Source organism: Aeromicrobium chenweiae (assembly GCF_003065605.1).
Taxonomy (GTDB): Bacteria; Actinomycetota; Actinomycetes; order Propionibacteriales; family Nocardioidaceae; genus Aeromicrobium; species Aeromicrobium chenweiae.
Map to the genome: position 1 here is coordinate 3,615,645 of NZ_CP026952.1, position 13,912 is coordinate 3,629,556.

The 13,912-nt window shown below is 70.9% G+C and carries 15 protein-coding genes; 4 read left to right on the forward strand and 11 right to left on the reverse strand.

Annotated elements, in window-relative coordinates; genetic code table 11:
* Window positions 1-25: 25 nt before the first annotated feature.
* On the reverse strand, window positions 26-985 hold the full coding sequence (locus C3E78_RS17545) for a hypothetical protein (protein ID WP_135804941.1): 960 nt from the start codon (window positions 983-985) through the stop codon (window positions 26-28).
* Between the two features lie 36 nt (window positions 986-1,021).
* Between C3E78_RS17545 and C3E78_RS17550 the strand changes: the two genes are divergently transcribed.
* The gene (locus C3E78_RS17550) at window positions 1,022-2,206 is read left to right on the forward strand and encodes a DUF4185 domain-containing protein (RefSeq protein ID WP_108580583.1); all 1,185 of its coding nucleotides are present in this window, start codon (window positions 1,022-1,024) and stop codon (window positions 2,204-2,206) included.
* A gap of 168 nt (window positions 2,207-2,374) precedes the next feature.
* Here the strand turns inward: C3E78_RS17550 and C3E78_RS17555 are convergent, their stop codons facing one another.
* The 7 genes from C3E78_RS17555 to C3E78_RS17585 form a co-directional block, all read right to left on the reverse strand.
* A complete protein-coding gene (locus C3E78_RS17555) occupies window positions 2,375-3,133 on the reverse strand; it encodes an SDR family oxidoreductase (RefSeq protein ID WP_108580584.1) in 759 nt (252 codons plus the stop codon).
* A 1-nt stretch (window position 3,134) separates the two neighbouring features.
* On the reverse strand, window positions 3,135-3,935 hold the full coding sequence (locus tag C3E78_RS17560; RefSeq protein ID WP_108580585.1) for an SDR family NAD(P)-dependent oxidoreductase: 801 nt from the start codon (window positions 3,933-3,935) through the stop codon (window positions 3,135-3,137).
* A 247-nt stretch (window positions 3,936-4,182) separates the two neighbouring features.
* A complete protein-coding gene (locus C3E78_RS17565; RefSeq protein WP_108580586.1) occupies window positions 4,183-4,824 on the reverse strand; it encodes a histidine phosphatase family protein in 642 nt (213 codons plus the stop codon).
* A 25-nt stretch (window positions 4,825-4,849) separates the two neighbouring features.
* Window positions 4,850-5,677 carry an ABC transporter permease gene (locus C3E78_RS17570; RefSeq protein WP_108580587.1) on the reverse strand — a complete coding sequence of 276 codons (828 nt, stop codon included), beginning with the start codon at window positions 5,675-5,677 and terminating at the stop codon, window positions 4,850-4,852.
* A complete protein-coding gene (locus C3E78_RS17575) occupies window positions 5,674-6,636 on the reverse strand; it encodes an ATP-binding cassette domain-containing protein (protein ID WP_108580588.1) in 963 nt (320 codons plus the stop codon). Before C3E78_RS17575 ends, C3E78_RS17570 begins: the two co-directional genes overlap by 4 nt.
* Before the next feature lie 136 nt (window positions 6,637-6,772).
* Complete coding sequence (locus tag C3E78_RS17580; RefSeq protein ID WP_108580589.1) at window positions 6,773-7,447, reverse strand: fasciclin domain-containing protein; 675 nt, start codon at window positions 7,445-7,447, stop codon at window positions 6,773-6,775.
* A 35-nt stretch (window positions 7,448-7,482) separates the two neighbouring features.
* On the reverse strand, window positions 7,483-9,042 hold the full coding sequence (locus tag C3E78_RS17585; protein WP_108580590.1) for a molybdopterin-dependent oxidoreductase: 1,560 nt from the start codon (window positions 9,040-9,042) through the stop codon (window positions 7,483-7,485).
* A 100-nt stretch (window positions 9,043-9,142) separates the two neighbouring features.
* Here C3E78_RS17585 and C3E78_RS17590 point away from each other — a divergent pair, with 100 nt between their 5' ends.
* A complete protein-coding gene (locus C3E78_RS17590; RefSeq protein WP_108580591.1) occupies window positions 9,143-10,570 on the forward strand; it encodes a hypothetical protein in 1,428 nt (475 codons plus the stop codon).
* 6 nt (window positions 10,571-10,576) lie between these two features.
* On the opposite strand, the gene C3E78_RS17595 is transcribed toward C3E78_RS17590, so the two are convergent.
* Together C3E78_RS17595 and C3E78_RS17600 are read right to left on the reverse strand one after the other, a co-directional pair.
* On the reverse strand, window positions 10,577-11,269 hold the full coding sequence (locus C3E78_RS17595) for a nitroreductase (protein ID WP_108580592.1): 693 nt from the start codon (window positions 11,267-11,269) through the stop codon (window positions 10,577-10,579).
* Entirely contained in the window at window positions 11,266-12,021 is a 756-nt protein-coding gene (locus tag C3E78_RS17600) for an enoyl-CoA hydratase (protein WP_108580593.1), read from the reverse strand. Before C3E78_RS17600 ends, C3E78_RS17595 begins: the two co-directional genes overlap by 4 nt.
* A gap of 78 nt (window positions 12,022-12,099) precedes the next feature.
* Here C3E78_RS17600 and C3E78_RS17605 point away from each other — a divergent pair, with 78 nt between their 5' ends.
* Together C3E78_RS17605 and C3E78_RS17610 are read left to right on the forward strand one after the other, a co-directional pair.
* On the forward strand, window positions 12,100-12,957 hold the full coding sequence (locus tag C3E78_RS17605) for an SDR family oxidoreductase (protein WP_108580594.1): 858 nt from the start codon (window positions 12,100-12,102) through the stop codon (window positions 12,955-12,957).
* 130 nt (window positions 12,958-13,087) lie between these two features.
* Entirely contained in the window at window positions 13,088-13,408 is a 321-nt protein-coding gene (locus C3E78_RS17610) for a 4-fold beta flower protein (RefSeq protein ID WP_108580595.1), read from the forward strand.
* Here C3E78_RS17610 and C3E78_RS17615 read toward each other — a convergent pair whose 3' ends face one another.
* On the reverse strand, window positions 13,409-13,837 hold the full coding sequence (locus C3E78_RS17615; RefSeq protein WP_108580596.1) for an OsmC family protein: 429 nt from the start codon (window positions 13,835-13,837) through the stop codon (window positions 13,409-13,411).
* Window positions 13,838-13,912: the final 75 nt, after the last annotated feature.

Consider the following 13,912-nt stretch of genomic DNA (forward strand, 5'->3'; position numbering starts at 1 on the left):
CGAGTCACGCACGGACGCCGAGGAGTCACGTAGTCGCGGCCCGGAGCCGCTCGCGCCGGGCCACGATGCTGGTGAGGACCGCGAGCACCGACCAGGCGACCAGCACGGCGAGCGGTCGGACGACCTGGTCGGCGCCGAAGTACGCCTGGCTCGTCCCCGCTGCCAGCGCCGCCCCGTGCGGCAGCCAAGGGGTGATCGCCGCCCACGGCTGGGGCAGCAGCAACGGGTGCGCTGCCGTGACCAGGGGCGCCGCGGCCAGCACGAGCACCGTGATCGCCACGCCGATGCCGACGACCCCGAACAGGCTCTCCAGCGCGTACGTCGCCGAGCTCACGGCGAAGATCGCGAGTGCGGCCACCAGCCACCACACCGCGAGACCGGTGCCGTACGAGTGGGACGCGTACGCCGCGAGGACGCCGCCCACGACCACGGCGGCCGCCCCGTTGACCACCAGGCGGCGAGCCCCGGCGGCCAGCGTCTCGGAGCGGGGACCACGACGCCACGTGCTCACCATCGCCACCACCAGCCCCGTTGCGACCGCCAGCCCGGTGAGCAGGTAGACCCGCTGGTGGTCGGTGTCGCCGGCGTCGGCCCGGACCAGGTCCCGCACGTCGGCACGTCGTCCGTACGCCCCCTCGACGAGCGCGACTTCGCGGACGATCGCGCGGTTGAGGTCCTCGCCGTTCGCCGACGCGAGGTAGAGCACGTCCTTCTCGTTCCTGAGGTCCACCACGACCGCGGCCACGCTGCGCCCGCTCGTGACGCTGGCCCGCGCCTGTGCCGCGGTCGCCAGCGGACGGGCGCTGAACGGCGTGCCGTCCAGGGCGTTCGCGGTGTCGACCAGGGCCGCGGCCACCACCGGAGACGCGACGATCCGGATCGGTGCGCGGTGCGGGGAGTCGTCGGGGCCGGCCAGCGCGAGCGTCAGCACGACCACGAGCTGCAACAGGCCGAGCGCCACCCAGACCGCTGCTCGTCGTCCCACAGGCACCGAGCCTAGGGGGTGTGCGAGCGTTGACCCATGAGGATCCGCTGGTTGCCGTGGCGGCTGCGCGTCGTGGCGGTGACCGTGCCGGCTGCGGCCGCGATGTTCACGGCCGTGGCGCTGGCCCCCGCACCCCAGGACGCCGAGCCGATGGCGGTCGCGCCGGCCGCCGAGACGAGCTGCCTGCCGATCGAGCCGCTCACCTCGGTGAAGGCGCTCAACCGGCTCGCCACCAAGGTCCGCGGCGGCTCAGAGTTCCAGGGCGCCGACGTCGGCGCGGACGTGACGCTGCAGGACGGGCGCCGGCTGTGGGTCTTCGGCGACACGCTGCGGGCCAAGGACTTCCGCGGGCAGCGGTTCGTCCGCAACTCGATGCTGCTGTTCCGCGACGGGTGCGCGGACGTCGTCCTTCCCGCGGACCACGGAGCGCTGATCCCCGACCGCAAGGACGGCGTGGGCTACTGGCCGATGTCGGTGGCCAAGGTCGAGCGTCCCGGGTACGACCTGGTCGGCGTGGCCGCGCAGCGCGTCCGGGGAGCGACCGTGCCGGACGGCGCCCTCGCGTTCGAGAACCTCGGGCCTGCTATCGCGGTGTTCATCGTGCCGGCGGGCAAGACGCCGCAGCTCATCCGGGTCCGCGACATCGGCCGCGACCTGGCCGGCACCAGCCGTCCCACCTGGGGTGCGGCGGCGGCCGTGCACGACGGCTGGGTCTACCTGTACGGCACGGCCAACCGGGGCGCGTCGTTCGGCTACTCGTTGCAGGTCGCCCGGATCAGGCCGGACGACATCCTCGAGCCGTCGCGGCTGCGCTACTGGGACGGCAAGCGGTGGCAGCGCACGGCGTCCCGCGCCGCGGTGCTCATTCCCGCCCAGGGCGGCGTCTCGCAGACGTTGAGCGTGTTCGAGCAGGACGGCCGGTGGTACGCGGTGAGCAAGCGGGACGAGTTCCTCGGCACCGATCTCGTGGTGTGGTCCGCGCCACGTCCGACCGGGCCGTTCGTCGCCGGACCGACGGTCGCGCAGATCCCGTCCGAGGAGAAGTCGGGGACGCTGCGCTACATGCCGCTCGCGCACCCGGACCTGCTGCCGAGGAAGGGCACGGTCGTGGTCTCGTACAGCCAGAACAACGCCGACGTCGCCCGCGTCGACAAGAACCCGTTCCTCTACCGCCCCCGCTTCCTCCGCATCACCCTCCCCACCCCCACCCCCAACCGCTGACGAGTCACGCACGGACGGCGAGGAGTCACGTACGGAGACCGACGAGTCACGTACGGATCTGTGCGCGACTCGTCAGCGTCCGTACGCGACTCGTCAGCGTCCGTACGCGACTCGTCAGCGTCCGTACGCGACTCCTCAGCGTCCGTACGCGACTCGTCGGCGGAGGGGTCAGACGAGGCGGCGGACGACCCCGAGCGGTGCGTGCTTCATGACCTGGCCGATCGGGGCCCACGGCCAGCCCGGGACCGCGGCATCGACGACCTCGGCCTCGATCTTCTTCACCAGCGCGCGGCAACCGGTCTCGGTGTCGACCATCATCCGGGTCTCCTGCTGCACGCCCTCGTTCATCTCCGAGGCGATGTAGCCCGGGTAGAGCGTCGTGACCTTGATGTCGAGGCCCTTGCGCCCGATGAGGTCGGACCGGATGCCCTCGGCGATCATCGCGATGCCGGCCTTCGTGGCGGCGTACGTCGTCATGGACGACGGCATCCCCCGCATCGCCGACATCGAGGAGATGACGACGAGGTGCCCGGCCTTGCGCTCGTAGAAGTGCTCCATCGCCGCCTCGCACTGCGCGAGCGCCGCGATGAAGTTGGTCTCGGCGGTCTCCTTGTTCGCGTGGAACTTGCCGGTGCCGATCCGTCCGCCCTTGCCGAGACCCGCGTTGACGATGACCCGGTCCAGGCCGCCGAGGTCGGTGATCGCCTGCTTGAACACTGCGAAGACCTGGTCGTGGTCGTTGACGTCGAGCTCGTGCACGACGACCTCGATGCCGGGGTGCGCGGCGAGCAGCTCGTCGCGCAGCGCCTCCAGGCGGTCGACGCGTCGGGCGGTCAGGGCGAGGTGATGACCCTTGGCGGCGAGGATCCGGGCCATCCCGGCACCCAGTCCGGAGCTCGCGCCGGTGATGAGCACGTTCTTGCGCATGTCAGTCGCCCTTCGACATCTTGGTGGAGGCACGATCCATCATCCGGTAGTAGAGGGGTCGCACGAACCGCTTGGCGGCGTACGCGACCCGCCCGTCCCGGTCGGTCAGGATGATGTGCCGGCCCTTCTCGACCCCCGTCATCACCGCGGCGGCGATCTCGTCGGCGCTCGTGCCGGCCCGGTCGATCAGCCGGGCGGCCATCTTCTGCGAGGCCTCGTCCTTGCCGCGCAGCGACGCGGTCAGGTTGGTGCGGAAGAACGTCGGGCACACCACCGACACGTGGACGCCGTACGGCTTCAGCTCGTGGAAGAGCGTCTCGCTGAGGGCCACGACGCCGGCCTTGACCGCGTTGTACTCGCTCATCCGCGGCGGGTGGATCAGGCCGGCCGCGGACGCGGTGTTGACGATGTGCCCGCTGCCCTGCTGCTTCAGCATCGGCGTGAACGTCCGGCAGCCGCGCACCACCCCGAGCAGGTTGATGTCGACGATCCACTGCCACTGGTCCATCTCCGACAGCTCGATGCGTCCGCCGGCCGCGACACCCGCGTTGTTGAACAGGTAGTCCAGCCCGTCCCACTGCTCGACGACCCACTCGTACGCCTTCGACCAGTCCACGTCAGGCGTCACGTCCAGGTGCAGGTACGACACGCCGGTCAGACCGCGCAGCGAGTCCGGGAGGTCGGCGTGGACGTCCGTCGCCAGGACCCGGCAGCCGCGCTCCACGAGCTGGTGGACGAGGGCGAGGCCCAGCCCGGACGCGGCGCCCGTGACGAGGACGCGGGACTGCGAGGGGATCTGCATGGTTCAGATACTAGTGGTATCTGGGGGTTGGGGGTGGGTTGCGTTGCTTCACCCCCCGGGGGGGTGCTCCCGGGGGTGGGTTTGTACTTCTCCTCACCACGCCTCGCTGCTGGCGGCTTCGCCGCGAACGCTCACGCTGCGCTGGCGCGCCTCGACGCTCCCTCGCTGCGCTCGCTCGGCCTCAGCGCCGCGAACGCTCACGCTGCGCTGGCGCGCTGAGACGCCAGGGCGCAGAGCGCCCTGGGTCTCAGCGAAACGTGACCATGTCGTGGGGGAGGTGACCGTGCTCGTTGAACGCGAGCAGCCGCGCACCGGTCTGCCCGACGATCACCGTGGTCACGCTCGCGTTGATCACGACGTCGTTGAGCACCTGGAAGTGCGAGTCGTCACCGGCCAGCAGGTGCGAGACGACCAGCGCGATCGGACCGCCCGACGTGAACACCGCGATGCGCTGACCCGACCCCGCCTGCGCGACGACCCGTTCGAACGAGCCGAGGACGCGGCGGCGGAAGTCCTCGAACGACTCCCCCGCACCCGACTCACCGGCCCGCCACGCCTCGAGGGCGACGTTGAGCGAGGCCTGGAACGCCTTCGCGTCCCCGGCCAGGGCGGCCGGGTCGTGCGCGCGGGCGAGCGCAAGGTGGTCGTACTCGTCCCAGCCCGGGTCGACGTCGTAGCCGTCACCCTGCCCGCTCGCGTCGATCGTCGAGATCGCGGTCTGCGCGTGCCGCTTCATCCCGCCGGCGACGGCCGCGGTCGGCGCCCAGCCGGACGCCTCCCACGACATCCCGAGCGCCGCGGACTGCTCGGCACCGAGCTCGGAGAGCTGGTCGTAGTCGTCCGAGCCCCAGGAGGCCTGTCCATGACGGATGAGGTGGATGGAGCCCATGTGCGGGAGCCTATCGGCAGCACGATCAGGTCTTGTTGGCGTACACCCGCATCGTCAGGGGCCCGAACACCGCGACCAGCGCCGCCGACATGACCAGGACCGCCACGATCGCCCCACCGTCCGGGGCGCCGTCCATCAGGCTCCGCGCCGCGTCGACGAGCACCGTGACCGGGTTGACCTTCACGACGCGCTCGAGCACGTCCGGCATGGTCGACGGCGAGACGAACACGTTGCTGAGGAACGTCAGCGGGAACAGCACCATCATGCTGACGCCCATCACCGCGTTCGGGGTGCGCAGCTTGAACCCCAGGAGGGTCCAGATCCAGCTCAGGCTGAAGCAAAACACCAGCAGCAGAGCGATCGCGGCCACCACACCGGTCACCCCACCCTCGGGCCGGTAGCCGAGGAGCAGCGTTACGGCGATGATGATCGAGGACGCCATCGTGTAGCGCAGCGTGTCACCGAGCAGCGACCCCACCAGCAGGGACGGCCGCCACACCGGCAACGACCTGATCCGGTCGAAGACGCCCTTCTCGATGTCGTTGTTGATCGTCATCGCGGTGTACATCGTGATCATCACGACGGTCTGCACGAGGATGCCCGGCGCGAGGTACGGCAGGTAGTCCTGCGGCGAGCCGGCGATCGCGCCGCCGAAGATGAACGTGAACATCAGCGTGAACATGATGGGGAACATCGTCACGTCGAAGAGCTGCTCGGGGACGTGCTTGATCTTCAGCAGCGCCCGCCACCCGAAGGTCAGCGACGACGACAGGGGCGAGGCCGAAGCGGGTCGGGGGCCGGCGCCGAGCGCGGCGGCGACCTTCGTGTCCATGGCCGAGGTCCCGGCGGTCATGCCGTCACCTTCTCGTCCTCGTGGACGTGCTCGCCAGTCAGCGCGAGGAACACCTCGTCGAGACTCGGTTGCCCGAGCGAGAACTCCGTCGTCCCGATGCCGTGGTCGCGCAGCCGGGCGAGGACGGCCGGTACGGCCGAGGGCTCCGAGACCCGCATCGAGATGGCCGCCGGGTCGCCCGCCCGGTCCGCCTCCCCGCCGAGCGTCGACTCCAGCAGCCGGATCGCGTCGTCGCGCTGCACCGGGTCGACGACGCGGACGTGCAGGGCGCCGCTGCCGACCGACGCCTTGAGCTCGCCACAGGTGCCCTCCGCGATCACCTTCCCGCGATCGATCACCGCGATGCGGTCGGCGAGCTGGTCGGCCTCGTCGAGGTACTGCGTGGTCAGCAGGATCGTCGTCCCCGCCGACACCAGGGCCCGCACGATGGCCCAGACCTGATTGCGGCTGCGGGGATCGAGGCCGGTGGTCGGCTCGTCGAGGAACATCAGCTCCGGTCGGACGACGATGCTGCCGGCGATGTCGATGCGCCGCCGCATGCCGCCGGAGTACTTCTTCACCTGGCGGCCTGCGGCCTCGGTCAGGTCGAACGCCTCGAGGAGCTCGGTCGAGCGCTCGCACGCCTGCGCCCAGCTGAAGCCGTAGAGGCGCCCGAGCATGACGAGGTTCTCGGTGCCGGTGAGGTCCTCGTCCAGCGAGGCGAACTGGCCGGTCATCGCGACCTTCGCCCGCACCGTGGCCGCCTCGGCGACGACGTCGTGCCCCAGGACCACCGCCGAGCCGCCCGTGGGTCTCAGCAGCGTGGCCAGCATCCGGATCGTCGTGGTCTTGCCCGCCCCGTTGGGGCCCAGCACGCCGTAGACGCCCCCGCTGGGCACCCGCAGGTCGACGCCGTCGACGGCTCGGGTGTCCCCGAACGCGCGGGCCAGGTCGTTCGTCTCGATCGCGTAGGTGTTCATCGCACTCCTCTCGATCCCGCCATCATCTCGATCCCGTCATCATCGCATTTATTCCTATTAGGAAGAACCCCGTGGCAGCAGAAAAACCCGGCCACCGAGGTGACCGGGTCTCGCTGTGCAGCTCAGCTCGCGTCGATCACGCCGGCGGCATGAGGACGCTGTCGATCAGGTAGACCGTGGCGTTCGCGGTCTTGACGCCGCCGCAGATGACCTTCGCGTTGCCCTCGCCGACGGTGATCTCGTCGCCCGAGCCCTTGACGGTCAGGTCGGCACCGTTGACGGTCTTGAACGTCCCGTCGATGTCGGCAGGAGCGATCTGGCCGGGGATGACGTGGTACGTCAGGATGCCGGACAGCGTTCCGCCGCCCTTCTCCTCGGAGACCTTCTTGACGCCGTCGTCTCCGAGCTCCTTGAACAGCGCGTCGAACGCGGTGTCGACCGGCGCGAACACCGTGAACTCGTCGCCGTTGAGGGTGTCGACCAGGTTGACGTCGGGGTTGATCTGGCCCGAGACGGCCTGGACGAGGGTCTTGAGCAGCGGGTTGTTGCTCGCGGCCGTGGCGACCGGGTCCTGCGACATGCCGCTGACCGATCCCTTGCCGTCCGGAACGGCCTTGGCGTAGTCCGCGCAGCCGGCGCCGACCAGGTCGGCGGCGGGATCGGCGGAGGTCGACGACTCGTCGGGCGTCGCGGAGGTGGATTCGTCGGCCGGGGCCGACTCACCCTCGCTGTCGCTCGAACCGCACGCTGCGGTGAAGAGGGACAGGGAGGCAACCGCCGCGACGGCGAAGCTCTTGGTGGATGTACGCATTTCGGTTCTCCTTGTGGTGGGGGATCGTGCGGTTGCTACTCGACGCGGAACTGGACGCTGTGCCAGCCGGTCGTCCCGTTCGGGCGGATGGGTGCCCGGTCGGAAGTCTGTGTGTCGCCGTCCTTGGTGGTGGCGCGGATCGTGAGCTGGTGGTTGCCCGGGGTGGCGTCGTCCCACCGGTAGCTCCACTGGCGCCAGGTCTCGGTGTTGTCCTCGGCGCCGAGCGTGGCCTCGACCCAGTCGCCCTTGTCGATGCTCACCTCGACCCTCGCGATGCCGACGGTCTGCGCCCAGGCGACGCCGCCGAAGCGGGCCTTGTCCCGATCGAACGTCTGGAACGACGTCGGCACGTCGATGCGGGAGGAGAACTTGATGGGCGCGAGCGCGGTGTAGTCGCGCGTCGTCCAGTAGCCCTTGAAGTCCGAGAACCTGGTGACCTCGATGTCGGTGAGCCACTTGGTCGCCGACACGAAGCCGTACAGTCCGGGGACCACGAGGCGTGCCGGGAAGCCGTGGGCCAACGGGAGCGGCTCACCGTTCATCCCGATCGCGACCATCGCGTTGCGGTCGTCGGTCACGGTCTCAAGAGGGGTGCCGGCGGTCCACCGGTCGGCGCTCGTGGACTTGATCGCGTTTGCCCCGGCCTGGACGCCGGCCATCTTGAGCAGGGTCGCGGTGCGCACGCCGAGCCACAGGGCGTTGCCGACGTACGGTCCGCCGACCTCGTTGGAGACGCACGTGAGGGTGACGCGGTGCTCCTCCAGCGCCATGCCCATCAGGTCGCGGTACGACAGGTTGAGCTCGCGGTCGACCATGCCGTGGATGCGCAGGCGCCATCCCTCGGCGGGGACGTCGGGGATCCGCAGCGCGGTGTCGACGCGGTAGAAGTCGCGGTTGGGCGTCAGGTAGTCGCTCACGCCACTCACCCCGACCTCGACGCCGGACGGCACGGGTGGCGCGACGGTCGCGGCACGGGGCAACCGGATCCCGGCCCGGGACGCCGCAGCGGCAGCGTCACCGAACACCCGGCCGACGACACCGCCGACCAGCGCGAGGGCCGTGATGCCGAGCGAGGCCTTGAGGAAGCCGCGGCGTCCGAGCCCCAACGGGTGCGCCGCAGCAGCCTGCTCACGCGCTCGCAGGTTGCCGAGCAGCAGGACGAGGGCACCCAGGCTGACGACCGCCGTCACGATCGACGGCACGAGGGTGAGGGCCCGGCTCGCGGTCGTGGTGCGGTCGATCGCGGCACACACCACCGCGACGGCGCCGATCAGTGCCACGGCGCCGATCGCGACCCGCGGTCGGCGGCGTCCGACGATGCCTGCGACGACGGCCAGGAGCGCCAAGGCCGCCACCACGCCGCCGATCAGGACCGGCTTGTCGGCGGTGCCGAACTGCCGGACCGCGAACTCCTTCAGGAACGGGGGCGCGTAGTCGATGGCCCGGTTGCCCACCGACTCGATCGGCGAGGGCACGCCCTGCAGGAGCGCGGCGACAGCCGTGCCGGCGGCGACGCCCGAGGCGGCCGCCAGGAACCCGGCCAGGGCTCCGGCCCACCAGGGCGCTGCTGCGCGGGAGGCTGTCGTTGTGCTCACACCCCGTGTTCGACACCCGCCTTCGCGCGGATGGGTGCCCGGCCGAAAAACCTCCGTCCCGAACTCGTGAGTAACCGCAGTTCGCTTCTAGGGTGAGGCGATGAACGCGAACACCGGAGTCTCCTTCCCGTCAGAGAGCTCGTCGTCCGCGGCGCGCACCGTCCTGTCCGACGCGCTCCGCAAGGCCGACCCGGTGGGCGCGCGTGCGGTCGAGAACGAGACCAGCTGGCGCCGCAACTACCTGACGCACTTCCGCCGCGCCGTCGAGGCCGGGATCGGCGAGCCGCCGGCCGCGCACTCGATCGCCGCGGACGGCCTCCGCAGCGCCCACGACCTCATGCGGTTCGGCGACGTCCCGCTCCGCGACGCGATCGGTGGGACCGCCCTCACCCAGGCCTTCCACACCCGGACGATCCGCGGGACGGCTGAGCCCGAGACCGAGCTCTCGATCCCCTACCGGGGCGATCGGCTCACCGGCACGGCTCTGCGCGACCAGCTCGACGTCTGGGTCGCGGACGGCGTCATCACGCCGTCGTGCTCCGAGGCCGTCCAAACCGTCCAGGACAACCCGGACTGGCTGCGGCTCGAGGGCGACACCGTCGTGGTCCTGGGTGCCGGCGCCGAGATGGGGCCCTACCGCGCCCTGCTGCGCTGGGGGGCCGAGGTCGTCGCCGTCGACCTGCCCCGCCCAGACGTCCAGGCCCGGATCCGTGACCACGCCGAGGACTCCGCGGGCACCGCACACGTCCCGGCCCGCATCGTGACCAACGGCGACGACGACTCCGGCGCTGACCTGCTGACCGAGCTTCCCGGCATCGCCCACTGGCTCGACGGCATCCAGGGCCGCCTCGTGCTGGGCAACTACTGCTACGCCGACGGCGCCACCCACGTGCGGGTGTCGATGGCCGCCGACGCGCTCGCCGAGCACCTCACCAGGCAGCGGCCCGACACCGCGCTCGCATTCCTCGCGACCCCGACCGACACGTTCGCGGTCCCGGCCGAGGACGTCCTGCGGTCCAACGAGGCGTACGCCCGCCGCGGTGCGACCCGCCTGCTGCGCACGCCGTTGCGCGCGGTCAGCGGCGGCCGGCTCCTGCAGCGCAACTACCCGCCGGGAGCCGATCCGGGCCTCTGCGACGCGATCGTCCCGCAGCAGGGCCCCAACTACGCGCTGGCCAAGCGGCTGCAGCGCTGGCGGGCCACGACGGCGCGCCAGGCCGGGACGACGGTGTCGCTCAACGTCGCGCCCGCGACGCGGACCCGCTCGGTGGTCAAGAACAAGGCACTCGCCGCGGCGTACGCGGGAGCCCACCGCTTCGGCGTCGAGATCTTCGACCCGGCGACCAGCAACGTCCTGATGGCGGCGCTCCTGGCGTACGACCTGCGCTCGGGCGCGGCTCCGCAGCACGAGCCGTGGCAGGACGAGGCCGTCAACGCTGCCCACGGCGGGCTGTGGACCGCGGCGTACGACCCCCGCAGCGCGCTCGGCCTGGCCGCTGTCCTGGGCATCGGCGCGCTGCGCGGGTAGTCCGGCTCAGTCGACGAAGCGGACGGCGTCCTCAAGAGGTGCCCGGCGCGACGTGAACTGCGCGCTGGGGTGCTGCGGGTCCGGGTGCCCGAACGAGATGCCGCAGACGACCCGCCGGTCGTCCGGCAGGTCGAGGAACTGCCGCACCGCCGGGGTGACCTGGGCGATCGCGGCCTGGGCGCAGGTGCCGAGGCCGAGCGCCTCCGCCGCGAGCATGAACGAGTTGACGTACAGCCCGCAGTCGATCGCTCCGTAGACCCCGAGGTCGGCGTCCGTCGTGACGATCGCGACGTGGGGAGCCCCGAAGAACTCGAAATTGCGCAGCATCTGCATCGCGGAGCCGTCGCGGTCGCCGCGCTCGACGCCGACCGCCTCGTAGAGCTGCCAGCCGACCTCCTTGCGGCGCTCGTTGTGGACGCCGGTGTAGGACCCGGCGAACGGGAAGTCCGAGGGCGCCGGCTGGCCGAAGGTCGCCATGACGTTCTCGACCGCGGCCTTCGACAGGGCGTCACGGGCCTCGCCCGAGACGATGTGCACGTTCCACGGCTGGGTGTTGCACCACGAGGCGGTGTGCTGCGCGGCCGCGAGCACGCGCTCGATCGTCTCGCGGGGCACCGGCTCGGGCAGGTAGCCGCGGCAGCTGCGGCGGGCGGTCAGCACCCGCTCGAGGACCTCGAAGTCGTCCGCACGGGTGCTCATCGGCCCACGAACTTCGGTGCGCGCTTCTGCATGAACGCGGACGTGCCCTCGGCGAAGTCCGTGGTCCCGAACAGCTGGACCTGCAGGTCCCGCTCCCGGTCGAGGACGGCGTCGAGGTCGCCCAGGGTCGCTGCCGTGATCGCCTCCTTCGTCGCCCGGAAGGCCACACCGGCGCCGTGCGCGAGGCGGTCCACGATCCTCTCGACCTCCACGTCGAAGTCGTCGTCGGCGACGCACGCGTGGATCAGGCCGGCGGCGGCCGCCTCGTCAGCGGGGAGCCGTTCGCCCAGCAGGGCCATCGCGGTGGCCCGCGCCCGGCCGACCGACGCCGCCACGATCGCGGTGGAGCCCCCGTCGGGCATGAGCCCGATGTTGGTGAACGGGAGCAAGAAGTACGCCGACTGCTTGGCCACGGTGATGTCCGCGGCGAGGGAGATCGAGCAGCCGAAGCCCGCGGCGGGGCCGTTCACGGCGGCGACCACCGGCACGGGGCAGGCCGTGACGGCGCGGACCAGCCGGTTCGCGACGTCCATCGGCTCGGTGCCGCTGAGCGTGCCGTCGAGCCGGGCGCCGGTCGAGAACGCGCGGCCCGCACCGGTCAGGACGACGACGCGGACGTCGTCGCCGATGCCCTCCACGGCGTCGGACACGATGTCGAGCATGTCCCCCGTCAGGCCGTTCAACCGGTCGGGGTCGTTCCAGGTGATCCGCAGCACGCCCTCGGCGCTGCGGACCTGCACGGATTCAGGCATGTGCTCCTCTTCCCACGTCGTCCCCACAGGCTAGGGGACCTCTGGCCATCGTGACAGCAGTGGTGGCACTATCGACGCATGTCCCTCGCAGGCAAGACCATCATCATGTCCGGCGGCAGCCGCGGGATCGGCGAGGCCATCGCCGTCCGGGCGGCACGTGACGGTGCCAACGTCGCCCTGCTCGCCAAGACCACCGAGCCGCACCCGGCCCTGCCCGGCACGATCCACACCGCCGCGACCGCGATCGAGGAGGCCGGCGGGCACGCCCTGCCGCTCGTCGGCGACATCCGGGACGACGCGTTCGTCCTCGACGCCGTCGCGCGGACCGCCGAGACCTTCGGGGGCATCGACATCGTGGTCAACAACGCCTCGGCGATCGACCTGTCGAGCACCGAGGACATCTCGATGAAGAAGTACGACCTGATGAACGACATCAACTCGCGCGGGTCGTTCCTGCTGGCCAAGTCCTGCATCCCGCACCTCAAGGCCGCCGACAACCCGCACGTCCTGACGCTGTCGCCGCCCATCACGCTCGACCCGAAGTGGTTCAGCACGGCCACGGCGTACACGATCGCGAAGTTCGGCATGAGCCTCGTGACGCTCGGTCTCAGCGAGGAGCTGCGGCCGTACGGCATCGCGGCGAACTCGCTGTGGCCCCGCACGGCGATCGACACCGCGGCGGTCCGCAACGTCGTGGGCCCGGGTCTCGTCTCGCACTCGCGCAAGCCGTCGATCATGGCCGACGCGGCGTACGAGATCCTCACCCGGTCGAGCCGTGAGCTCACCGGCCAGTTCCTCATCGACGACGACGTCCTGGAGGACGCAGGCGTCACCGACTTCTCGGTCTACCTCAACGGCGGCGAGGAGTCCGACCTCGCGCTGGACTTCTGGGTCGAGCCGAAGGGTCCGCACGACCCGGAGCTGTCCCTGCACTGACCGGGGACGGCACGCAACCCCTCACCCGAACTAGTTCGTTCGGATGAAATGTCGTCCGTCGGACGTCAAATGCCCCCGAACGTCCCTCGCGCCTCGTAACGTCGGAGCCGAGGGAAGGAAGCATCTCGGGATGAGCGTGTACCTGTTCGACATGGACGGCCAGCCGGTGGCGTTCCGCCGCACGTGGACCGATCCGTTCGTCTTCGACCTGGACGGGCACTGGATGGGCTGGTTCCCGTGGGAGGACAACGACGCCGTCGACATCGACGGCCACTACCTCGGCACCGTGGTCGACGACCGGTTCGTGCGTCGCAACGACTGGTACGAGCGGCCGTGCACCGGTACCCCCGCCGATCCCGGGCGCGCGCAGCCGACCGGCCGGCCGCCCACCCCGCACCACTTCTTCAACCGCTTCGCCTACGAGGACATCAAGATCCGGCACCACGCCTGATCAGACGTCGTTGATCTGGGTCTCCGCGGTCGCACCGATGGCCAGCGTCCGGCTGACGGTGCACAGCCGCTCCTCCGCCTTGCGGATCGCGTCGGGCAGCAACGCCCGCGCCCTCTCGCCGTCCTCGCCCTCGGGGAAGGCCACGTCGAACGTCATGCGGATGTCGACCAGGTGGCTGCCCTGCTCGTCGCGGACCTTGTCGGCGCGCGTGTGCACGTCGAACGTGGTCGCCTCCGCACGGCGGGAGACCAGCGGGTCGACGGTGATCGCGGTGCACCCCGCCAGCGCCACGAGCAACAGCTCGACGGGCGTGAAGTCGGCGTCCGAGCCGTCCCCGATCTCCAGGGTGGTGCCGCGGACGTTGGTGGCGCGGTAACGGGACGCGCCGGTGCGGGTCAGCTCGACGCTGCGCTCGGTGTCGTCGCTCATGGGTGGACCTCCTCGACGGGACATGTGATGTCTCGACCGTAGCCCGCTCCGGCTGGGCGTGCGGGCCGCGACCGG